At 64.9% G+C, this 21,768-nt stretch carries 24 protein-coding genes and 2 tRNA genes; 13 read left to right on the top strand and 13 right to left on the bottom strand.

Annotated elements, in window-relative coordinates; all coding sequences use genetic code 11:
• Positions 1-285 precede the first annotated feature (285 nt).
• The 7 genes from OVO38_RS07135 to OVO38_RS07105 form a co-directional block, all read right to left on the bottom strand.
• Positions 286-361, bottom strand: a tRNA-His gene (locus OVO38_RS07135).
• Between the two features lie 50 nt (positions 362-411).
• Positions 412-1,041: an oligoribonuclease gene (orn, locus tag OVO38_RS07130; RefSeq protein WP_255395997.1), complete on the bottom strand. Its 630-nt coding sequence runs from the start codon at positions 1,039-1,041 to the stop codon at positions 412-414.
• A 2-nt stretch (positions 1,042-1,043) separates the two neighbouring features.
• Positions 1,044-1,850: a mycolate reductase gene (gene cmrA / locus OVO38_RS07125; protein ID WP_267208087.1), complete on the bottom strand. Its 807-nt coding sequence runs from the start codon at positions 1,848-1,850 to the stop codon at positions 1,044-1,046.
• Between the two features lie 19 nt (positions 1,851-1,869).
• Positions 1,870-2,196, bottom strand: a complete 327-nt coding sequence (locus OVO38_RS07120) for a transcriptional regulator (protein WP_095275403.1) — start codon at positions 2,194-2,196, stop codon at positions 1,870-1,872.
• Positions 2,189-2,671, bottom strand: a complete 483-nt coding sequence (locus OVO38_RS07115; protein ID WP_267208086.1) for a hypothetical protein — start codon at positions 2,669-2,671, stop codon at positions 2,189-2,191. The genes OVO38_RS07120 and OVO38_RS07115 overlap by 8 nt, the downstream gene beginning before the upstream one ends.
• Before the next feature lie 41 nt (positions 2,672-2,712).
• Positions 2,713-3,270, bottom strand: a complete 558-nt coding sequence (locus OVO38_RS07110) for a hypothetical protein (protein WP_267208085.1) — start codon at positions 3,268-3,270, stop codon at positions 2,713-2,715.
• Positions 3,267-3,917, bottom strand: a complete 651-nt coding sequence (locus tag OVO38_RS07105) for a hypothetical protein (RefSeq protein ID WP_095547441.1) — start codon at positions 3,915-3,917, stop codon at positions 3,267-3,269. Before OVO38_RS07105 ends, OVO38_RS07110 begins: the two co-directional genes overlap by 4 nt.
• A 182-nt stretch (positions 3,918-4,099) precedes the next feature.
• Between OVO38_RS07105 and OVO38_RS07100 the strand changes: the two genes are divergently transcribed.
• From OVO38_RS07100 to OVO38_RS07090, 3 genes are read left to right on the top strand one after another with little or no spacing between them, the layout of a single operon-like run.
• The gene (locus OVO38_RS07100; RefSeq protein ID WP_095275406.1) at positions 4,100-4,474 is read left to right on the top strand and encodes a hypothetical protein; all 375 of its coding nucleotides are present in this window, start codon (positions 4,100-4,102) and stop codon (positions 4,472-4,474) included.
• 6 nt (positions 4,475-4,480) lie between these two features.
• Entirely contained in the window at positions 4,481-4,723 is a 243-nt protein-coding gene (locus OVO38_RS07095) for a hypothetical protein (RefSeq protein ID WP_095553634.1), read from the top strand.
• A 9-nt stretch (positions 4,724-4,732) separates the two neighbouring features.
• Positions 4,733-5,281 carry an LURP-one-related/scramblase family protein gene (locus OVO38_RS07090; RefSeq protein ID WP_267208082.1) on the top strand — a complete coding sequence of 183 codons (549 nt, stop codon included), beginning with the start codon at positions 4,733-4,735 and terminating at the stop codon, positions 5,279-5,281.
• A 25-nt stretch (positions 5,282-5,306) separates the two neighbouring features.
• On the opposite strand, the gene OVO38_RS07085 is transcribed toward OVO38_RS07090, so the two are convergent.
• A tRNA-Arg gene (locus OVO38_RS07085) sits at positions 5,307-5,380 on the bottom strand.
• A 104-nt stretch (positions 5,381-5,484) separates the two neighbouring features.
• Between OVO38_RS07085 and OVO38_RS07080 the strand changes: the two genes are divergently transcribed.
• From OVO38_RS07080 to OVO38_RS07060, 5 genes are all read left to right on the top strand, one after another.
• Positions 5,485-7,476, top strand: a complete 1,992-nt coding sequence (locus OVO38_RS07080; RefSeq protein WP_267208081.1) for a cytochrome c oxidase assembly protein — start codon at positions 5,485-5,487, stop codon at positions 7,474-7,476.
• Positions 7,477-7,616: 140 nt separating this feature from the next.
• On the top strand, positions 7,617-8,270 hold the full coding sequence (locus tag OVO38_RS07075) for a single-stranded DNA-binding protein (RefSeq protein WP_095555041.1): 654 nt from the start codon (positions 7,617-7,619) through the stop codon (positions 8,268-8,270).
• A 157-nt stretch (positions 8,271-8,427) separates the two neighbouring features.
• The gene (ettA, locus tag OVO38_RS07070; protein WP_095275411.1) at positions 8,428-10,098 is read left to right on the top strand and encodes an energy-dependent translational throttle protein EttA; all 1,671 of its coding nucleotides are present in this window, start codon (positions 8,428-8,430) and stop codon (positions 10,096-10,098) included.
• 147 nt (positions 10,099-10,245) lie between these two features.
• Positions 10,246-10,716: an acyl-CoA thioesterase gene (locus tag OVO38_RS07065; protein ID WP_095275412.1), complete on the top strand. Its 471-nt coding sequence runs from the start codon at positions 10,246-10,248 to the stop codon at positions 10,714-10,716.
• Positions 10,717-11,349: a hypothetical protein gene (locus OVO38_RS07060; RefSeq protein ID WP_095553630.1), complete on the top strand. Its 633-nt coding sequence runs from the start codon at positions 10,717-10,719 to the stop codon at positions 11,347-11,349.
• Positions 11,350-11,359: 10 nt separating this feature from the next.
• On the opposite strand, the gene OVO38_RS07055 is transcribed toward OVO38_RS07060, so the two are convergent.
• Together OVO38_RS07055 and OVO38_RS07050 are read right to left on the bottom strand one after the other, a co-directional pair.
• A complete protein-coding gene (locus OVO38_RS07055) occupies positions 11,360-11,767 on the bottom strand; it encodes a globin (RefSeq protein ID WP_095275414.1) in 408 nt (135 codons plus the stop codon).
• Complete coding sequence (locus tag OVO38_RS07050; RefSeq protein ID WP_095555044.1) at positions 11,757-12,773, bottom strand: mechanosensitive ion channel family protein; 1,017 nt, start codon at positions 12,771-12,773, stop codon at positions 11,757-11,759. The genes OVO38_RS07055 and OVO38_RS07050 overlap by 11 nt, the downstream gene beginning before the upstream one ends.
• Before the next feature lie 180 nt (positions 12,774-12,953).
• Here OVO38_RS07050 and OVO38_RS07045 point away from each other — a divergent pair, with 180 nt between their 5' ends.
• Positions 12,954-14,090 (top strand): cystathionine gamma-synthase, encoded by a 1,137-nt coding sequence (locus OVO38_RS07045; RefSeq protein WP_095553628.1) that lies wholly within the window; start codon positions 12,954-12,956, stop codon positions 14,088-14,090.
• Positions 14,091-14,531: 441 nt separating this feature from the next.
• The gene (locus tag OVO38_RS07040) at positions 14,532-15,269 is read left to right on the top strand and encodes a GntR family transcriptional regulator (RefSeq protein ID WP_239215108.1); all 738 of its coding nucleotides are present in this window, start codon (positions 14,532-14,534) and stop codon (positions 15,267-15,269) included.
• 9 nt (positions 15,270-15,278) lie between these two features.
• Here the strand turns inward: OVO38_RS07040 and pepN are convergent, their stop codons facing one another.
• Positions 15,279-17,696, bottom strand: a complete 2,418-nt coding sequence (gene pepN, locus OVO38_RS07035) for an aminopeptidase N (RefSeq protein ID WP_267208079.1) — start codon at positions 17,694-17,696, stop codon at positions 15,279-15,281.
• Between the two features lie 69 nt (positions 17,697-17,765).
• Here pepN and OVO38_RS07030 point away from each other — a divergent pair, with 69 nt between their 5' ends.
• The 3 genes from OVO38_RS07030 to OVO38_RS07020 are packed head-to-tail and all read left to right on the top strand — an operon-like array spanning position 17,766 to position 19,746.
• Entirely contained in the window at positions 17,766-18,392 is a 627-nt protein-coding gene (locus OVO38_RS07030) for a DsbA family protein (RefSeq protein ID WP_267208078.1), read from the top strand.
• A 39-nt stretch (positions 18,393-18,431) separates the two neighbouring features.
• Entirely contained in the window at positions 18,432-18,917 is a 486-nt protein-coding gene (locus tag OVO38_RS07025; protein ID WP_095275570.1) for a ribose-5-phosphate isomerase, read from the top strand.
• Positions 18,918-18,939: 22 nt separating this feature from the next.
• Positions 18,940-19,746, top strand: a complete 807-nt coding sequence (locus OVO38_RS07020) for an N-formylglutamate amidohydrolase (protein WP_267208077.1) — start codon at positions 18,940-18,942, stop codon at positions 19,744-19,746.
• A 6-nt stretch (positions 19,747-19,752) separates the two neighbouring features.
• On the opposite strand, the gene bioD is transcribed toward OVO38_RS07020, so the two are convergent.
• Positions 19,753-20,427 carry a dethiobiotin synthase gene (gene bioD, locus OVO38_RS07015; protein WP_239215112.1) on the bottom strand — a complete coding sequence of 225 codons (675 nt, stop codon included), beginning with the start codon at positions 20,425-20,427 and terminating at the stop codon, positions 19,753-19,755.
• Positions 20,424-21,731 (bottom strand): adenosylmethionine--8-amino-7-oxononanoate transaminase, encoded by a 1,308-nt coding sequence (locus tag OVO38_RS07010; protein ID WP_267208076.1) that lies wholly within the window; start codon positions 21,729-21,731, stop codon positions 20,424-20,426. The genes bioD and OVO38_RS07010 overlap by 4 nt, the downstream gene beginning before the upstream one ends.
• Positions 21,732-21,768: the final 37 nt, after the last annotated feature.

The following is a 21,768-nucleotide window of genomic DNA, read 5'->3' as shown; positions in this document are numbered from 1 at the left end:
CATCGACACCGACTTCAACCCCTCCTGGGCCATCCGACACGGCTGGGCAGGACGAACATAACCCCAGCACAACACACCCAAAAACCACCCATCCCACCCCCAAAAAAGCACACATTTTGTCGCTTAAGTCGACACGCCGAGAAAAGCACACATTTTGTCGCTTAACCCGTCGACGACGTGATCCGCGTGCGTACCGGCGAGCGCGGCGAACAGGCGCCGTAGGGCGCGGCCGACCGAGAAAGCAATACACCCCGTGACCTGTTTGTATAGGTCACGGGGTAACTTTGGGGTGGCTGACGGGACTCGAACCCGCGACACCCAGGATCACAACCTGGTGCTCTACCAGCTGAACTACAGCCACCATCGCTGCGTTTTCAGCAGCGGGAACTACCTTAGTACGCGGTCTCTAAATCACAAAAACGGCTGGTAGGCGCTATTGGCAGCGTCCCTTGCGTGCTCAGCTTCCGGGGTCTCCGGGCCGGGAGATTCCACGAACACGGAGCGGCGGTAGTAGTCCAGTTCGCGAATGGATTCCACGATGTCCGCGAGCGCGCGGTGCGCCATGCCTTTCTCGGGCTGGTTGAAGTACGCACGCGGGAACCAGCGGCGGGTGAGCTCCTTGACGGTGGAGACGTCGATCATGCGGTAGTGCAGGGCCGAGTCGAGGCGTGGCATCTGCTCGCGGATAAAGGCGCGGTCGGTGGCAATTGAGTTGCCCGCCAGGGGAGCGGGGTGCGCCTTATCGCAGTGCTTGTCCAGCAGTGCCAGGACGGCGTCCTCGGCCTCCTTCATGGTGACGGTCGACGCCTTGATCTCGTCGAGCAGCCCGTTATCTGTGTGCATCTTGGTGACAAAGTCATCCATCTCAGCGAGCTCGGCCTCGGTCGCTCCGATGACAATGTCCAGGCCTTCGTCCAAAATATTGAGCTCGGCATCGGTCACCAGTGCCGCCACCTCGACGATCACGTGGCGGTGCGTGTCTAGACCGGTCATCTCCAGGTCGACCCAAACGATCCGGTTATCTTTTGCGTGGATGTCCACGGTTACTCTTCTCCCATCTTTGCGTAAAAACTGCCTACGAGCGGGGCGATCACGCCGCGCGGCCCGTAGGCGGAAACCACGTCCATCGCCTTGGACAGCGGGCCGGGGACCACGCGGCGCTTGTTTGCGCGCATGGCCCGCAGCGTGTCGCGGGCGCACGAGTCGTAGGTGGTCCACAGGAAATCCGGCACGACCTTGTCTACGATGGACTGCTCCTCTTCCGGAATGTACGCGTCGCGCACGGGGCCCGGTGCAAGCAGGGTGCAGTGCACGCCCGAATCTTTGAGCTCGAAGTGCAGGGCCTCGGTAAACGCGTTCACGCCAGCCTTGGTGAACACGTAGGTGGCGTTGTTGGGAATGGGGATGTTGCCCGCGGCCGAGCCGACGTTGCACAGCGCCCCCTCGCCCCGCGGCACCATCTGGTCCAGCACGGCCTTGGTGATGCGGAACACGGCGGTGGCGTTCAGGTTGTACTGGTTTGTCTCGTAGCCCCAGTCCTGGCGCATGAATGGGCCGAAGCTGGCGATGCCCGCCGAGTTCACGCACAGCGTCACCTTGCGCGTCGCAATGTGCGCGAGCAGCGCGTCCACATCGCGCTCCTTGGCCAGGTCGGCGGCCACGACCTCGACGTTGACACCGTGCGCGTCGCTCAGTTCGTGGGCGAGCTCCATGAGCACGCTTTCGCGACGGGCGACGATAATCAGGTTGTAGCCGGCGGCGGCGAGGTCGCGCGCTATTGCCTCGCCGATGCCCTGTGACGCGCCGGTCACCAGGGCATAAGAGTCAATTTCGGGGGCTGGAAAAGTCATGGTCTACAGGGTACCTGGGCTAGTGCTTCTCGACGCCCACCTCACCCCTCGCCAGCGCCTCCAACGCCTCCATGTGCGCCTGGAAGGCTTCGCGCCCCTCCCTGGTGAGCGTGACCCACACCGTGTCCTTCGCCCGAGTCGAGCCGTACTCGCGGAACCGGGTCACAAAACCGGCTTCCTCCAGGGCGTTGAGTTGTTTGGACAGCGTGGCGTCGGAAAGCTGGGTGGCGTCGCGAAGCGTGCTGAAGCGCATTTCGTAGCGCGTCTCGCCTTCGATGGCGCCGCCGGCGTTGAGCGCCGCGCAAATCTTCAAACGGTTGATGGGGTGGATGACGGGGTTAGTCATGGTACTTGTTCCAGGTCAGGCCGTAGGCGGCGATCATGCCAATTGTTGTGGCTGCCGCGACGATGGCACAGGCCACTGTGCCGATTCCTTCAGCGAGCGTCATGAGGGGGTATGCGAGCAGAGGAATGACGACAGCTTTCCAATTGAGCTTCGGATCCTCGCGGACCTCTTGCTTCATCGCGGTGCGCACCCCGCGTTTGGCGGAAAGCTCGATCCAGATGATGCCCACCACACCAGCGAGGAGGATGAGCAAACCCCAGGCGTGCCCAACGAGGGTGAAGTACATGCCGGCGCCGAAACAGAGGCTGGTCGCCACGATGCTCAGCCACGGCACGGGTTGGGATGCCTTGGTGCGCGCTTCGGTGCTGCGGATGGCCTCGAGTGCTTCGCGGGCGGAGGCGGCTGTGTCCTTGTCTCTGTCTCTGGCGTGCTGATTTGTCGTAGTTTGCCGACCCTGCATCTCCATGTTTTTCATAGTGGAAAGTGTATCAGAATGCGGGGCATCGTCAAGCGGGATTACTCCTCGTCCAGCCACTCCGAGAGCGCCTGCGCGGAGGTGCGCGCGTGGTGGACCACCATGCCCAGCTGTGCGTCGCGGGCAAAAACGGCCAGGACCAGGTGGCCGACGGGCGGGTGCGCCACTTTTGCCAGTGCGATGACCTCGTCGTTTGGCAGCGAGACGCTGACGATTGCGTCGCGTCCTTCGCCTTTCGCCTCATTGGGGTCGCGGGAGGGGTCCACAATCGCGGCCTGCGCCCCGGCGGTGCCAAACATCGATGAGTTTAGGGCGCTGATCCGGGCGGCGTCGAGCGCGTCGCCGAGGCCGATCGAGCAGACGTGGGTGCCGTCGCCGGTGCCGAGGACGACTGCGTAGATTCCCGGTACCTGGTGGCGCATGCGCGACATGTATGGCAGAGCGGCGGCAGCCAGGTCGTTCGTAGCGAAATCGGTGCCGCGCACCCGGCGGTGGCGCCCAATCTGAGCTTTGACGTCATCTTTCATGGCTTCTGACAATCCGCCCTCCAGGCCGTCTGTGGCCAACGTGGTCGTCGTGTTTTCAAGCGTCGCGGTCACAGGTAATCCTCCAGTCTGGTCAGGGCGAGGTCAATAACGCGCGCCACGTCGTCGTGCACGCGCGGGTCGGCCGCCACCACGGGAATGTCGGAGTGGCCGGCCGTGGAAAGGAAATCGCGCAGGATCGGGAGCGGGTCGGGCCCATCCGGGTCGATGAAGTTCACCGCGAAGGTGGTGCGGTGATAGGCGTCCAAGCTCCCGATGGTCTCCAGCCAGTGCACGACCTGCTGTTCCAGGAGCTGCGGGAGCCCGAAGAGCCAGACCACGAGCGCTGCGGCCGGATTGCGGGCGGGGGTGCGCGCATCATCAAACTGGTCTTGGCCCGCGGTGCCGAAGACGGCGACGCGCGTGGTGTCGGCGCGGTCCCAGACGCCGAAGTCGATCCCCACGGTGGTCGTTGTCTTGGTCTGCGCGATGAAGTCGTCGGAAGCGTTGGCGTGCGCCTCAGTATTGATGGGTGTCACCGTCGAGATGGTCGCGACTCCCGTCGTCTTACCAACCCCAACCGGGCCGACAAAGACGACCTCGGAATCTGAGTACGCGCCAATGATGGCGTCCGAGGGCATTGTCAGGTGTGGGTCCAGGTCATCGGCGGTGATGTCCTCGACCTTTCCGTGGCGCCGCCCAGTGGCGGGCGTTTGAGTCATATCATTTCCTCAGGTTCAGTTTGGGGAGTGACACTCAAATTATCAGACTTTTCTTTCCATTTGTCTAATATTGCGGTATTCTGTGGTGGCAATCCGGGCCAGCGTGCACTTCCACCGCCCCAAACGGGCGCGTACCTGTGCGCCGTGACCAGCAATTACACGAGAATACGAAAAGGAATCGAATGTCCCAGCAGGAGAATCTCAACAACTTCCTCAACGCCGTCTCTGAGGACCTGAGCGGCTTCATTGGCGCATCTGTCGTCGACATCAACACCGGTATGTCCCTGGTGTCCACCTCCCGTTACCCGGACTTCGACCTGGACATCGCGGCTGCGTACAACTCTGAGATGGTGAAGGCCAAGTTCAAGACCATGGAGGCGCTGGGCATCCAGGGTGGTCTGCAGGACATGCTGCTTACCCTGACCGACCAGTTCCACTTGATCAAGATTCTGGAAAATGACTTGTTCATCTACGTGGCAGTCGACTCCTCCCGGACCAACCTGGCGCTCCTGCGTACGGCCGTGAACGCGAACGTGAAGAAGTTCGGCCTGGCATGAACGCAAGTGCGGCGTGACGTCACTGACGGCGCTGACGCCGCCGACGGTACTGACGCCGAGCTGGTAGAAGCGCCAGACGCACCGGATGTGCCGGAAGCAGAGGAGTACCACGGGGCCCACGAGCTAAGGGAAGACCGGGAAGACGTAGTCGTCGAGAAGCCTGAGGCGACTCCGGAGGTCGACGAAGCGAAGCCGGAAGTGCGGCACGCGCCGCCGCATCGGAAAGCGTGGTGGCTGCCGTGGCGGTAGCCTGGCGTCATGCTTGATCGCGATGAACTGATTTTCAGCCAGACCAAGGCACTTGGTACCGACGAATTTGAAATCACCGACGGGCAGGGCCAGCTCGTCGGCACGGCGCGGCAAACGCGGCAGCTCGCCGATATGTTCCGTGGCTCGCGCGGGGTGGAGGTGCGCGACGCCCAAGGCACCCTCGTGCTTGGCGTGACCGACCCGGCGAATTTCCTCCGGGACTCCTACGAGGTGCGCCTGGCGGAGCCCGACATGGTGCTCGCCACACTGCGCAGCAAGTTTTCCCTGCTGCGCACCAAGCTTGACCTGGAGATCGCCGGCTTTCCCAGCGTGCAGATTGATGGCAAGCTGCTCGCCCTCAACTTTGACCTGACCAGCAACGGACAGCCGATCGCGAGCATCAATGCAGAGTACACGGGCATGGGGCGCGCGTTTATGGGTAAGACCTCGTACCGGATCAGTTTCCAGCCGGGCCTGGATCAGCGTCAGCACGCGGCAATCCTCGGCACCGCGGTGGCGGTGAACATGCTGCGACGGAAGCGCCGAAACTCCTCCTAGCAGCGGTTTTCGCCCCAACGACAAGCGCCCCCAGCAGGACTCGAACCCGCGACCAGCCGGGTAGAAACCGGATGCTCTAATCCACTGAGCTATGGGGGCAGCGCTCACGAGGGCACCCGTACGCCCGGGCGCTCCGTGCAGCCCGCCTATTGTAGCGCAAGGCCAGTTAGGCACCCCAATCAATCAAAAGTAGGGTAGGGGGCATGTCTGAAGTGGGAGTTCGCAAGCGGGCAGTGCGGCCCGCCTGGCCGGTGTACGTTGCAGCCTGCGTGATCGCCGCGGTGGTGGCGGGTGCGGTGGCGCAATCGTTCGCGGGGGCGTCGTTAAGTGCCCTCGGCATCCCTGATCCCGGTGCGTTGACCACTGCCGGCCTGCCCGCGTTGCGCGGCGTCGCCTGGCTACTGTTTGCGCTGTCAGTGGGGTCGTTCTTCCTCACCGCGTGGCTGATCCCGCCGACGCGGCGCGGCGAGGGCGCGGATCTGAACGGCGCGCAGCTCACCGTCGACGGGATCATCGCATCGCGGACCGGCGGCTGGGCGCAGCTTGGCATCGCGCTTATCGGGTTGACGATGATTCCGCTCGTGCTTTCCGACGTCTCCGGCGAACCGCTCGGGGAGGTCTTCTTCCAGCTCAGTGCCTGGTCCGTCGCGCTGGAGCAGGTTGCCGACGCGAAGGTGTGGCTGGTCACCGCCATCATCGCCGCGGTCGTTGGCGTGTGCGGACTCCTGGCGCGCAGCTGGTTTTCCCAGGTGGCGCTGTGTGGGGGCGCGTTGGCGTCGATAATGCCACTGGCGCTGACGGGTCACTCGGCGTCGGGCGGAAGCCACGACTTTGGCACGAACTCGCTGATCTGGCACCTGGTGTTCATGCTCATCTGGGTCGGCGGACTCATGGCGCTGGTGGCGCACGGCCGCAGGCTGGGCCCCAACCTGGAGGGGGCGGCGCGGCGGTATTCCGCGGTTGCCCTGTTCGCGCTGCTGGTCATGCTGGTATCTGGGCTGACCAATGCGCTCATCCGGGTCCGGCTGTCCGACTTGCTCGACTACGCCTACGGCTGGGTGCTGGTGATCAAGTTCGCGGGCATCCTCCTGCTTGGCCTGATGGGGTTCGCGCACCGCCAGCTCACGCTGCCGCAGCTGGGGTCGCGCCCCGGCGCGTTTACCCGCTTCGCCCTCGTGGAGGTCGTGGTCATGGCGGCAATTGCGGGCCTGTCGGTCACACTCGGGCGCACCCCACCCCCGCCGCCGCTGGACCCGGACCTGACTGCGATGCAGGTGGCGCTGGGCTACAACCTTGCCGAGCCGCTCACGTGGGGCAACTGGCTGACGCAGTGGCGCCCGGAGCTGCTGTACAGCGTTATCGCGCTGCTGCTTGCTGTGTACTACCTCCACCTGGTGCGCCGGGTGCCCGGATGGCGCGCGTCTCGCACGGCGTGGTGGCTGCTCGGCTGCGCCACGGTGGTGGTCACGCTGAGCTCCGGGCTGGGGATGCACATGGCGGCCGCGTACTCCACGCACATGACAGTGCACATGATCCTCTCGATGGGCGCTCCCGTCTTCTTCGTGCTCGGCGCGCCGCTCACGCTGGTCCGCGAGGCCTACCCGGCCGGCGAGTTCAACCCGCGCCTGTGGGCGGAGAGCTTCCAGCACTCGCGCCTCGTCCGCGTGATCACCTACCCGCCGGTGTCCGCGGTGCAGTTCCTCGTGCTCTTCTACGTCATGTACGTCTTCCCCTCGCTGTATGAGCTGATGATCTCGGAGCACGCGGGCCACGTGATCATGAACGCCGTGTTCCTTGTTTCCGGCTACTTCTACTTCTGGGAACTTATTGGGCCGGACGAGCTGCCCGCGCGTCACTCGGCGAAAGTTCGCCTGGCGTGGCTGTGGATCGCCATGCCGTTCCACCTCTTTATGGGCGTGTACCTGATGCAGCTCAACTTCGTGCTGGGCGAGGATTTCTACCAGTCGCTGCAGCTCCCGTGGGATCCGGACCTGCTTGATGATCAAAAGGTGGGTGGCGGAATCGGCTGGGCGGCCGGTTCGTTCCCGCTGGTCATCGTGTTTGCGCAGCTGTTCCGCGCGTGGTTCGCGGAGGACAACCGGGAGGCGATCGAATCCGACCGCATGGCAGAAGAAACAGACGACGAGGAATGGCGCCAATACAACGAGATGCTCGCGCAATACAATCGACTCTAGCTGCCATTTTTGAAAAATTGTCCGCCACCCCTTCCTATTTCGTACGTTTCGTGTAAAAATACGCCTAACGGAGCAAGCGCTTGTCGACGCCCCGTTGCACGAAACAAACGTCAAAGTTTAGGAAAGGGGGTGGCTCTTCCATGAGCCACTTGCACACTCACATCCACGGCAACCTGATTGATAACCCAGACCTCCGCGTGTTTAAGGACACCGATTCGGTGCTGTGTAAATTTCGCCTCGCCACCTCGCGCCGTCGCCCGACGGAGGAAAAGGATTCCTCCGGGAAGGTGCTGTGGGAGGACGTGGATCAGCTGTATATCGATGTCGAATGCTGGGGGCAGCTCGCCACCAACGTGGCGGCGTCGCTGAAGCGGGGACTGCCGGTTTCCGTCTGTGGCAAGTTGGTGACGGAAACGTGGCTGGTTGACGCGCCGGAGGGGGCCGAGCAGGAGAAGCTCAAGCGCTCAAAGATCGTGCTGAAGGCGACCCAAGTTGCGTTCGACCTGGCCCGCCACCAGGTCAGTTCGGTGCGTAGCGAGCCCGTTGGCAACACGCTGGCCGGGCAGGAACCGCTTCGGGCGAAGACGACGGAGGAGCTGACGCGAGACAGTCGCGGGGGCGTTACTGACCGGCTGATGAGCGAGGAAGACGCCATCGGGCACGCAAAGCGCGCCAAAGAGCGCGAGCCCGTATTGGTCGGCGCGGCCGCCGGCAGTGGCGGCGCGGGTGGCGCAAACGCAGCAGATTCCGCAGACTCTGCGGATTCCGCAGACGCCGAGGGGGTGCCCTTCTAAGCCGTCACTTCACCCAACGCTGATCTGTCGCTGCTTCCCCGCGCGCGATGCCTGGTCTGGTGCAGGCAGTCAGGCCATGTGGAGGCCCCGAAATGATGTAGTCTGTGGAAAGCATTTACGCCAATTTCGCAGTCGAATTCACAAGAGGGGACTTCACGTGGCTGAATTCATCTACACGATGAAAAACGTTCGCAGGGCCATCGGTGACAAGGTCATTCTGGACAACGTCACCATGGCTTTCTACCCCGGCGCCAAGATCGGTGTCGTGGGCCCCAACGGCGCTGGTAAGTCGTCGTTGCTCAAGATCATGGCGGGAATTGACCAGCCGAACAACGGCGAGGCATTCCTCCAGCCCGGCGCGTCGGTGGGCATCCTGCTGCAGGAGCCTCCGCTGAACGAGGAGAAGACGGTCCGCGAGAACGTCGAGGAGGGCCTCGGCGACATTTTTGAAAAGAAGGCCCGCTTCGAGCAGATCGCCGAAGAGATGGCGACCAACTACTCCGACGAGCTCATGGAGGAAATGGGCAAGCTCCAGGAGGAGCTCGACGCGGCCGACGCGTGGGAGGTCGACTCCAAGATCGAGCAGGCGATGGAAGCGCTGCGCTGCCCGCCGTCGGATTCCCCGGTGACCAACCTGTCGGGTGGTGAGCGCCGTCGAGTGGCGCTGGCGAAGCTGCTGCTGTCCGAGCCGGACTTGCTCCTGCTGGACGAGCCGACCAACCACCTCGACGCGGAGAGTGTGCTGTGGCTGGAGCGCCACCTGCAGGACTACCCGGGCGCCGTCCTCGCCGTGACACACGACCGCTACTTCCTGGACAACGTCGCGGAGTGGATCTGCGAGGTCGACCGTGGCCAGCTCTACCCGTACGAGGGCAACTACTCCACCTACCTGGAGAAGAAGCAGGAGCGCCTCCAGGTCGCGGGCAAGAAGGACCAGAAGCTGCAGAAGCGCCTGAAGAAGGAGCTGGACTGGGTTCGCTCCTCGCCGAAGGCTCGCCAGGCAAAGAACAAGGCCCGCCTGGAGCGTTACGAAGAGATGGCGGCAGAGGCGGAGAAGTACAAGAAGCTGGACTTTGAGGAGATCCAGATCCCGACCCCGCAGCGCCTGGGCAATAAGGTCGTCGAGGTGGAAAACCTGAACAAGGGCTTCGACGGGCGCACGCTGATCAAGGACCTCTCGTTCACCCTGCCGCGCAACGGCATCGTTGGCGTGATCGGCCCGAACGGCGTGGGTAAGACCACCCTGTTCAAGACCATCGTGGGTCTCGAGGACCCGGATTCCGGCGACGTTGAGGTGGGCTCGACAGTCGAGCTGTCCTACGTGGACCAGAACCGCGCCAACATCGACCCGGAGAAGACGGTGTGGGAGGTCGTCTCGGACGGCCTGGACTACATCCACGTTGGCCAGAACGAGATGCCCTCGCGCGCGTACCTGTCCGCCTTCGGCTTCAAGGGTGCTGACCAGCAGAAGCCGTCCAAGGTCCTCTCCGGTGGTGAGCGCAACCGCCTCAACCTGGCGCTCACGCTGAAGCAGGGCGGCAACCTGATCCTGCTCGATGAGCCCACCAACGACCTCGACGTGGAAACCCTGGGCTCGCTGGAAAACGCGCTGCAGGCATTCCCGGGTTGCGCCGTGGTCATCTCGCACGACCGCTGGTTCCTGGACCGCACCTGCACCCACATCCTCGCCTGGGAAGGCAACGTTGAGGAAGGCCAGTGGTACTGGTTCGAAGGCAACTTCGGCGATTACGAGAAGAACAAGGTCGAGCGACTGGGCGAAGAGGCCGCGAAGCCGTCCCGCGTCACGCACCGCAAGCTGACGCGCTAGGCACACGCTTCTCGACGCCACCCGGCCTCCCGCTTCACGCCCCGCCCCGAGAGCCAGCTCACACTGGTTCCGTGGCGGGGCGTTGGTTGTGGGGTAGCATGTCGGCAGTACGTGCACCGCATACCCGCGAAGTTTGGAGTGGAGAATATGGCTGAGCAACCAGGACACGGCGAGACCGCAGGCGCGAACGGCGCCGGGGCCCCGCATACTCACAAGGTTTCGCTGCGCTGGGGCGACTTTGACCGGTACGGCCACGTCACCAACTCCGCCTACATCGAGCTCGCCCAGGAGGCGCGCCTGGCGTTTGCGCAGCAGTTCTTCGAGGCGCAGGGCCACGAGTTCGTCGTGTTTGTCCGCCGCGTTGACGCGGACTACATCCGCCCGCTGCTGCCCAACACGACCGAGGTCACCGTGGACACCGAGGTTGTGCGGCTGGGCAACACCTCCTTCACCACGCGCCAGGAGATTAAGGACGCGCAAGGCCACATCTGCTGCGTGGTGGAAACCGTGCAGGTCACCGTGGACACCGCGACGACGTCCCCGCGCCAGATCACCCAGAAGGAAATCGGCATCCTCACCCGCGTTGCCTCGAGCATCGACGAAGCTGGCGAGGAGTAAATGGAGTCCCTCCGCATTACGGACGGCGCTCCGGGGCTGACAGCGCTGATCGGCCGGGCCACCGGCCTCGACGCCTCCGCGTCGGCCCGGTTCCAGTCGCTCGACGCAGGCGCCCCCGCGGTCGACGTCTATGTCACCACCCCCTTCGACTGCATCGCGTCGCGCCGGGTGAGCGGCGAGGCCTCGCGCGATGGGGCAGTGGTGGCGGCGAGCGATCTGCTGGCTGCGTTGCAGGCTGGCCGCGCCGAAGTCGGTGCGGCGCGGGACCCCAACTGGCCCGGCGCGCTGCCCCCGCGCGAGGGCTTCACGGTGCGTGACGAGGTGCCAGTTTCGGTGGCGCGCCAGCTCGCCGACAAGGGCCGAGAACTCGCCCGCCAGTTTTCCGGGCCGATGGGGCCGCCGAAGTCGCTGTTGGACTCGACGGTGCTGACCGCCGACGCGGAGTCTGCAAGCCCGGTGGAGATCCCCATGCGAATGATTTTTACCTGCACGTCGCTGGGGTTCATCCCCGGCTTCGCTGCCCCCATTGACATCCCGCGCCATCTGCGGGTGTCCACCGCGGGGCGCTGGGTGCGTCTCGACGCCCCGTTTGGGTCCGTTTACCACTCAACGGGACTCGGGCTGTTCGTCTAAGCACGCTCGTTTAGTACGCGCGCGGACCCTGGTTGATCATCATGTAGGCGACGCGCTGCATGTGGTTCCACAGGGCGAAGCGGTACGCCTCGGGGAGCTCCTCGTCCGAAAACTGGTTCAGCGAATTTTCCATGAGGTGTAGCCACCGATCCGCCTCTGGCTCGCCGATGGGGAAGGGGAAGTGGCGGCGCCGCAGCATGGGGTTGCCGCGCTTTTCCTGGTAGGTCCGGGGACCGCCCCAGTACTGCACGAGGAACCAACGGAGCCGGTCCTGCGCGCCGTCCCAGTCCTGGTCCGGGTACATCGGGCCGATGAGGTCGTCTTCTTTGACCTGGTTGTAAAAGCCTTCGACGAGGCGTTGGAAAAAGTCGGCGCCAAGGGCGTCGTAAAGCGAATGCTCCTGCGGGTTACTGGTCATTGGAGGGCCCTCTTTCGGTGATCTTGTCGCGCGGGTCATTGCGCACGAGGGTGGGTTCGGAGCCCGGCAGGCGGACGTCGGCTTCCTGCATTGCCTCGAGGATCTGCTCGTACATGAAGCGACTCACGTCCCACTGCTCGCCGGGCATGGTGTTTACGGTAACGCGGTAGGTGAGGTGGTCGGTAGTGAAGCTGGATACGCCGAGGAGCTCGGGCTCGCCGATGATGTTGCGGCTGACGCGCTCGTTCTGGGCAGCGGCGCGGGCAGCATCCAGGATCACGTCTGCGGCCTTCGATGGGTCGGCGAACAAGGAGACGGGGACTTCCATACGGGCGACCGAGAAGCGGTCTGAGTTGTTGCCAACCTGCTCGATGTCGCCGTTGCGGATGTACCAGAGCGTGCCGTCGATGTCGCGCAGCGTGGTGATGCGCATGGTCATGTCCTCGACAGTGCCCTCGACGTCATTGACGGCGATGACGTCGCCCACACCGTACTGGTTCTCAAGCAGGATGAACATGCCGGACAAGAAGTCTTTGACCAGCGACTGCGCGCCGAAGCCGAGAGCGACACCGACGATGCCTGCAGAGGCCACGAGTGGGGCGACGTTCACGCCGAGCTGGTCCAGGATCGCCATGATGGCCCAGACCCAGATGACAATGGCCACCGCAGAGCGACCCACGTTTGACAGGGTGCGGATGCGAGCCTGCCGGCGCTGCTCCTGCGAGCGCGCCTGTGGCGAATCAACGTCGCGCTCCCCGCGCCGGAAGGGCACACCGCTGCCAGGGTTCTTGATTGCGTTTTCGGCACCGCGGCGGATCAGGCGGTTGAGCACCCACTGCAGCACGGAGGCCACGAGGATGATCAGGAGGATCCACAAGGGGCGGGTGACAAAGTTTTGCTGCGTGTCGGGGTCGTTCCACCAGGTGGAGAGGCCGGAGACGGCGCTGTCAACGCGCGCCTCGGTGTCGTTCGATGCTGCTGCGAGAAGTGTTGTTGTATAGCTCATCAGGTGCAATCTTAACCGGCTGGATGTGCCGGTGCTGGCCAGACGGAACGAACGTCCTGTGCATAAAATTCGCCCATTCCGCACCCAAAATGAACCGCTTGGTCTACACTTCGGGGAAACTTCCCCTCGCCGCACGGATGCGTCGCACGGAGGGGCCGCGACGACAAGAAAGGTACCGCGATGACCTCTGGGTTCTCCACAGATTCAATTCACGCTGGGTACGAGCCTGACAGCCTGTACGGACCGATCAATGCGCCGATCTACGCCTCCACCACATTCGCGCAGGACGGGTTGGCCAAGCTCCGCGGCGGGTACGAGTACACGCGCGTGGGTAACCCGACCGTGACCGCGCTGGAGAAGACCGTCGCCGCGCTGGAGGGGGCGGACTACGGCGTGGCGTTCGCCTCCGGAATGGCGGCGATTGACTCCCTACTGCGCATCCTGCTCAAGCCCGGGGACCACATCGTCATCGGGAACGACGCCTACGGCGGCACCTACCGCCTCATCCAACAGGTCTTCACGCTGTGGGGCGTGGAGAACTCGGTGGTGGACATTACGGACACCGACGCGGTCACTGCGGCGATCCAGCCCAACACCAAGGTGATTTGGGTGGAGACTCCGACGAACCCGCTGCTAAACATCGCGGACATCACGGCAATCAGTAGGGCCAAAGGTGCAGCAACCCTCGTCGTGGACAACACGTTCGCCTCTCCCTACCTGCAAAAGCCATTCGAGCTGGGCGCGGACGTGGTGCTGCACTCCACCACCAAGTATATCGGTGGCCACTCTGACGTCGTTGGCGGCATCGTGTGTGGCAAGGATGCGAATCTGGAGGAGGACCTGCGCTTCTTCTTTGGCTGGGTCGGCGCGATCCCGTCACCGTTTGATACCTACCTCACCGCCCGCGGCCTGAAGACGCTTGCGGTGCGCATGGACCGCCACTGCGATAATGCCGAGGCGGTCGCCGATTTCCTCCAGCGCCAGGACTGTGTGGCCAAGGTCCACTACCCGGGGCTTGCCTCGCACCCCAACCACGAGGTGGCGAAGCGCCAGATGACGCGCTTCGGCGGCATGGTGTCCGTCGAATTCCAGACCGAGGAGCAGGCGAAGGAGTTTTGCTTGTCGACGAAGCTGTTCTGCCTCGCAGAATCGCTCGGTGGAGTAGAGAGTCTGGTCGAGCACCCGGCGACCATGACGCACCTGGCGGTCAACGGGTCGGCGCTCGAGGTCCCGCCGGAGTTGGTTCGCATCTCGGTGGGCATCGAGGACGTGGACGATCTCATCGCCGACCTCGAGCAAGCCGTGGCGGCGTTGTAAGCCGGACGCTAGGAAGCTCGGTGCGGCGAGTTCGCCTGGTGACCTCGTTATACCTGCGGGTGCATAAATTGCATCGAAGTTAGACCCCTAATAGGGGGTAATTTCAAGGTTTTTCATGCATGGCATGCATGTCCGGTCGGAATGTACCTTTTGGGGGTGATCGGGGGGAGGTGTGCACCCGTTTGGGTGTGTGCTGCCGGGGTCGGAAAGGGCGACGTTCGTCCAAATTTAGACCATTGATTTGACAACAACTGTCGGTTGGGCGCGTAGAAAGAATGCAGGGTAACTGCATCCTTTGTTGATTAACGTTGATCGAAGAGAAATTTACACAGCCGTTTTCAATAATTTTGACGGCTGCGTGTAAATGCACGTAAATCAACGGCCGAATTGCTCGTCTTGGGAGTTTTCCCATTGCGCGAGGGAGAGCGAGGGAAGGTATCTATGGCGACGAAACCGGCGTATCTCCGTATCGCGGAGACGCTGCGCACCAGGATTGAGTCTCACGAACTCAAGCCCGGTGACAAGCTCCCACCCGAGCGCGAGCTAGTCGACCAGTTCAACGTCGCCCGGATGACAGTGCGGCACGCGCTTGATGTGTTGCAGCTTGAAGGCATCATTGAGCGCAAGCGCGGCCGAGCCGGGGGCACGTTTGTGCGCGCGCTGCCGCCCGTCGTGGACCTCAACGGGTCGACCGGGTTGGCGGCGCAGCTGGAGGAGAAAGGTGTGGACATCGTCTCCAAACTGCTGTTTTCCGGACGCATCACCCCTCCTCGGGTTGTTGCCGCGGCCTTTGGAGACACCGAAACCGACGCCGAGCTCGGCGACGGGGCCAGCGACGGGGCCAGCGACAAGGTGTATGCGGAGGAGCGTGTGCACTATGCCGACGGGGCCCCGGCGTTTTCGGAGACACTCTACGTGCGCCCAAGATATGAGGAAGGCTACGCCGTGAGCAGCCTGACTTTGACGGTGGACAGGCGGCCGGAGGCAGCAACGCTGCGCGAGGACGTGGTCACCCCCGGCGTGGCTACAGACGTGGAGCGCGGCCGGCTCCAGATGGCGGCGAATGCGCCACTGCAACGCGTGACCCGCAAGCTGTACGAGGGGAGCCTCGTCGTCGCCTACGCCACCATCGTCGTCCGGCCGGACGTGGCGCAGCTCCGCGCGGTCACGCGCTTCTAGCGCCGCGCCTTAGCAACCCTCGCCAGTGCCTTCAGCGTCTGCAGCGCCTTCAGCGTCCGCAGCGCGGTTGCGCACGGCGCGCGCGACTCGGTCCTGGCCCTCGGCGAGGATGCGCTTGAGGCCGGCGGACACGGAGGCGTCGTCAAGCAATGCGTCCGCCTTGCGCACGGCCTCCTCGGAGATCGCCCAGGTCGGGTACATGCCCTCGAGGGTGCGCTGCGCCATCTCATTGGTCAGGCGGTCCCATAGCGCCGGCGCGACGCGGAAGTACTCGTCGGTGAACGCGTCGAGCTCGTCACCGTTGAACTTCAGCCCGTCCATGAGGTAGCGCGCCTCCAGGTTGGTCAGGTCCTCGTTGACCAGCGTGTCCCACGCCCATCGCTTCTCCACGGTCGCGCGGCACCGCAACCGCGAAATCACGCCCTCGGACGAGGTGTCCTCTTCCTTCTCCGCGTCCTCGAGCGGCGCTTCGCCGGCGGCGATGAGGCTGGTCAGGGCCAGCCAGCGCACCTCCTGGTTGTCCGAGCGCTCGAGCAGCTGCTTGAGGTAGTCCACCGTCTCCGGCGTCGGGGAGAGGCGGGCAAGTGCGCGGTCGAAAATTGCGGCCGGCTCGGCGCCGCGGAAGGCGTCGTTGAGCAGGCGGAAGCCCTCAGGCTGCCAGGCGGGGTCGACGTACTGCTTGACCGCCAGGGTGGCCTGGGCGAGCAGGCGCTCCTGCACGCTCGGCTGGTCCTCGGCGGCGCCGTGCTTGGCCACCAGGCGGACGAACTCGCGGGCCGGGAGCTGGCCGTCACGCACGGACTCCCACAGCGACGACCACACGAGGGTGCGCGCCAGCGGGTCGGTGATCTCCCCCAGGTGATCCAGGGCGAAGCGCTGGTGCTCGGGGGTCAGGCCCATCTTGCAGTAGGTGAGGTCTTCGTCGTTGACCAGAGCCAGGTCGTGGTCGACTCCGGCGAGCTCGGGTACCTCGGTGCGCGCGCCGTCGACGTCGAGGGTGACGTGGTGGGTGCGGGTGACGGCGCCGTCGATAAGCGAATAGAGGCCCACGGTGACGCGGTGGGTGCGCATGACGTCCGATTCCTGCACGACGGTGAAGGAGTCCTCGGTGATTTCCGGGCGCAGCGCGGAGACACCGGTGGTGCGCAGCCACTGCTCGGACCAGCTGGACAGGTCGCGGCCCGAGGACTTCTCCAGCGCGGAGAGTAGGTCAGCGAAGGTGGCGTTGGCGTGGGCGTGGTTGGTGAAGTGCTCGTGGACGCCGGCGAAGAACTCGTCGCGGCCGACGTAGGCCTGCAGCTGCTTGAGTACCGAGGCGCCCTTGGCGTAGGTGATGCCGTCGAAATTCTGCTCCGCTGTCTCGATGTCGGGCGCGTCCGCCGCGATCGGGTGCGTGGTAGGCAGCTGATCCTGCTGGTAGGCCCACGCCTTCTCCACGGCGGCGAAAGTGGTCCAGGCGTCCGGGTACTCGCCGATCTCGGTCTGCGCGATGGCGGCGGACCAGGTGGCGAAGGACTCGTTGAGCCACAGGTCGTCCCACCACTGCATGGTGACCAGGTCGCCGAACCACATGTGCGCCATCTCGTGCAGGATGGTGTCGTTGCGGCGCTCCAGGCGGTACGGGGTGGGCTCGGAGGTGAACACGTACTCGTCGCGGAAGGTCACCGCGCCGGCGTTTTCCATCGCGCCCATGTTGTACTCGGGGCAGAAGATCTGGTCGTACTTGCCAAAGGGGTAGGCCACGCCGAAGTTCTTGTGGTAGTAGGCGAAGCCGTCCTTGGTCTGGCGGAACAGGCGGTCGGCGTCCAGGTGCTTCATGAGGGAAGCGCGGGCGTAGATGCCCAGCGGGATTTCGCCGTGCTCGTCGGAGTAGGTGTCGGTGACGTGCTCGTACTCGCCGCCGATCACGGCGATAAGGTAGGTGGACAGGGGGTAGTCCACGGTGGCGGACCAGGTGTTGCCCTCGCGCGTGGTCGGCGCATTGAGGACCACGGTGTAGGACTCCGGTGCGGTCACCGCGATGTCGTAGGTGGCCTTGATGTCCGGCTGGTCGAAGCAGGCGAAGACCTTCATCGCCATCGCGGGCTCGAACTGGGTGTAGAGGTAGTCCTTGTTGTCCACCGGGTCGGTGAATTTATGCAGGCCCTCGCCGGTGCGGTTGTAGGTGATGGTGGCGTCGACGCTGAGGGTGTGTTGGCCGTCGGTAAGCGAAAGCTCGCGGCCCTCGACGGGCGAGCCGTCCAGGGTGGCCGTGAACGAGTCCGCGACCAGGTCGAAGGAAGTTTCGCCGGCACGGGAATCGAAGGTGACCGTGGTGCGCGAGCGGAACTGCTCGGCGCCAGTAACGTCGAGCTCGATGGAGTAGTGGACGTTGGAAATGAGGGCGGCGCGGTGCTGCGCGTCGGCCCGAGTCAGATTTGTTTTCATGGCCCCAACATACTCGGACGCACGAAGTGGCTACTGTGGGGGCCAACCGCTCACACGAAGGAGAATGTAATGACCCAACAAGTCACTTTTTGGTTCGATGTTTCTTGCCCATTTTGCTGGCTGACCTCCCGCTGGATCAAGGAGGTCGAGCAGGTGCGCGACATCGAGGTCGAGTGGGTGCCGATGTCCCTGAGCGTGCTCAATGACGGCCGCGACCTCTCGGAGTCCTACGCCCGCATGATGGAGGCGAACTGGGGCCCGGCCCGCGTGTTCACCAAGGTGAAGGACGAATTCCCCGACAAGATCGACGAGCTGTACACGATGATGGGCACGCTCGTGCACACCGAGGGCCAGGGCGGCAAGCAAGGCTTTGGCGGCTACGACGAGATCATCGGCGTGGCCCTCGACGCGGTCGGTCTGCCGCCGCAGCTGGCGGATGTGGCCAACTCCGAGGTCGTCGACGACCAGCTGCGCGCCTACCACCAGCAGGCCATGGACAACGTCGGCGACGAGGTCGGCACGCCCGTGGTCAAGCTCGGCGACACCGCCTTCTTCGGCCCAGTGATCACCCGCGTGCCCAAGGGCGAGGAGGCGGGCAAGCTTTTCGACGCCTCCGTGTCCCTCGCCTCCTTCCCCTACTTCTTCGAGCTGAAGCGCTCGCGCACTGAGGACCCGCAGGTCCGCGAACAGGCGTAGGGGCCCTGGCCGGGCCGGGCGGCAGGTAGGCTTGTGCACATGCGAATTTACCTTGGAGCAGACCACGCAGGTTTCGAGCGAAAGAACCAGATCAAAGCCCACCTGGAGCACGCAGGCCACGAGGTCATCGACTGCGGCGCCCACGAGTACGATGCCGCCGATGACTACCCGGCGTTTTGCATCGCCGCCGCTGAGGCAGTGGTGGCGAACCCAGGCTCGCTCGGCATCGTGCTGGGCGGCTCCGGCAACGGCGAGCAGATCGCCGCGAACAAAGTGAAGGGCGCGCGCTGCGCCCTGGCCTGGTCCGAGGAGACCGCGAAGCTGGCACGCGAGCACAACAACGCCCAGCTCATCGGCATCGGTGGGCGCATGCACACCGAGGAGGAGGCGCTGAAGATCGTCGACGCCTTCGTCGCCCAGCCATGGAGCGAGGAGGAGCGCCACCAGCGCCGCATTGACATCCTGGCGAAGTACGAAGAGACCGGTGTGGCTCCGGAGGTGCCGGGTAACCCAGCGCAATCCTAAAATCCCGGTTACGCTTCTGTGCATGAGCGCACAGCCCGAGCACTACATCATTACGCAGGGCGGGGCCGCATGCCCCGTGATTATCCACGTCCCGCACTCCTCGCGCGAGATCCCCGAGGAGGTGGCCGCTGACTTCGTCGCCACCGACGCGCAGCTGGCGCAGGAGCTCGACCGCGTGACGGACGACGGCACGCTTGAGCTCGCCACCGCCGCCCGCGAGCAGTCCGGGGTGGACGCGTGGATGATCGTGAACAACCTGTCGCGCCTGGTGGCGGACCCGGGGCGGTTCTCCAACGAGCGCGACTCGATGGACGCCTCAGGCCGCGGCGCCGTCTACATGAAGCTTGGCGACGGCAACCTGCTGCGCCCCGCGGGCTTTGACACCACCGAACTGCGCGCGAAGTACTACGAGCCCTACGCAGAGGCCGTCACCGAGCTCACCCGCGGTCGCCTGGACGCCCTCGACGGCGCGGTGATCGTGGACGTGCACTCCTACTCCAACCAGCCCGACGAGTACCAGATCCACCCCGGCACGCTGCTGCCGGACATCTGCATCGGCACCCACTCGATCCATACCCCGGCGCTGCTTGCGGACGTGACCGACCGCGAGTTCACCGCCGCCGGGTTCAACGTGGAGCGCAATACCCCGTTCACCGGCGTGTACATCCCCGTCGAGTTCACCCAGAACATGAAGGCGCTGGGCGTGATGATCGAAGTGCGCAAGGACATCCTGAGCGGCGAGCGGGCGGCCGACGTCGCGGCGGCGCTGGCCAAGGTGATCCGCCACGCGGAGGAGATCGCCCAATCCGAGGTCGGCCGCCCGCTCTAGACCGAGCTACCGCGGCGGCGCGGGAACGCCGAGTGCCCCGGCCATCCGCGCAAACGCATCGCGCTCCAGCGCGCCAGAGCCGGCGGGGATACTTGCCCAGACGTTCACGCCCGTGACCACGGGCAGCTCCTCAAGGTTGAGCCGCGTCGCCAAGTCCGGCTCCGCGGGCAGCATGCCGCCGATAAGCCCGGCGACGCGCACACCGCGGCGCGTCGCCTCGCGCACCGTCAGTTCCGCGGCGTTGAGGCTGCCCAAGCCCAGCGAGGTCACGACAACGACGGGTGCGTCCAGCTCGGCGGCGATGTCGGCGATGGTGTAGTCGTCTGCAAGCCGCACCAGCAGGCCGCCCGCGCCCTCCACGAGGGTGACGCCGCGGCCGCCGTCCTCGGCGTCGAGCGCCCGGATCCAATCGCAGACCTCGCCCAGCGGCGGGACCTGCATGCCGGCGCGCCGGGCCGACAAGTTGGGGGCGAGCGGCTCGGGGAAGCGGACGTACTCGTGCGTGGCCACGCCGGTGAGACGTTCGACCGTGTTGGCGTCGCCGGAGCCGTCCGGCTCTCCGGTCTGCAGCGGTTTGGCCACGCGCACGGCCGTCCCATCCGCCTGCCACGCCGATGCGAGCGCCGCGGTGGCGATGGTCTTGCCCACGTCAGTGTTTGTACCGGTGATGACAACAATCATTGGTCCTGCTCCTGTGTTTCCTTGTGTGCGGCTGCGGCCGCGTCAGCGGCCGCGACGACGGCCCGACCGATCTGCCGGACCTGGTCCTCGGTGCATACAAACGGCGGCATGGTGTAGATGTTGCGCCCGAACGGCCTGATCCACACGCCCTGGTCTACCGCGGCCTGCGTGGTGGCGGCCATGTCCACGTCGAACGCCATCTCCACCACGCCGATCGCGCCGAGAACCCGCACGTCGGCGACGCCGGCGATGTCGCGCGCGGGCGCAAGTGCCTGGGTAAGCCAGGTTTCGATGTTGCGAGTCTGCTCGCGCCAGTCGCCCTCGGTGATGATGTCGGTCGCCTCGGCGGCCACGGCGCAGGCGAGCGGGTTGCCCATGAACGTTGGCCCGTGCATGATCGCCGACGGCTCCATGCCGGCTGCGACCTCGTCGGTGGTGAGCACCGCGGCGAGCGTCATGAACCCGCCCGTGATCGCCTTGCCCACGCACAGGATGTCGGGGACCACGCCGTTGTCGAGGGTGGTGAAGAGCTGACCGGTGCGCCCGAAGCCGGTGGCAATTTCGTCTGCTAGCAGGAGTGCGCCATGCTTCGTGCAGAGCTCGCGCACGCCGCGGACCAGCTCAGCGTCGTGGAAGCGCATGCCGCCGGCACCTTGGACGACGGGCTCGATCACCACAGCGGCGACGTCGTCGGTGATGAGCTGCTCAAACTCGGCGAGGTACGCGGCGCGTGCGTCCTCGCTCGCGCCGCGTACCGGCGGGGCGGGGGCGAAGCGCTGCTCGGCGAGCACGCCCTTCCACATGGAGTGCATGCCACCGTCGGGGTCGCACACGCTCATTGCGGCGAAGGTGTCGCCGTGGTAGCCGGAGCGCCACGTGAGCAGCCGATTGCGCTCCGGGTGTCCGGTGCCGCGGGCGTACTGCAGCGCCATCTTGATGGCCACCTCCACCGACACCGAGCCGGAGTCCGCGAGGAAGACGCGGCTGTAGTTCGGGCCCGCCTCGCCGCTGGTCAGCTCGAGGAGGTTTTGGGTGAGGCGCGCTGCCGGTTCGTGGGTGAGCCCGCCGAACATCACGTGCGACATGCGGTCGATCTGTTCGTGGGCGGCGCGGACCAGGCGGGGGTGTCCGTGTCCGTGGGCTGCGGCCCACCAGGACGACATGGCGTCGATAAGCGTGCGCCCGTCGGCGAGCTCGAGGGAGACGCCGTGGGTCCGGACGACGGGGAGGTTGCCGGAGCCGGGCGCGGCGTAGGGGTGCCAGATGTGCGCGGTGTCGATCGCGGTGATCTCGTCGGGCGTCATGGGAGCCTTTCATTGCTGCAGCTGGTGGCGATATTGA

This window comes from Corynebacterium sp. Marseille-P8863, from assembly GCF_946902955.1.
Lineage (GTDB): Bacteria > Actinomycetota > Actinomycetes > Mycobacteriales > Mycobacteriaceae > Corynebacterium > Corynebacterium gottingense.
This window is presented reverse-complemented; position numbering and strand designations above follow the sequence as displayed.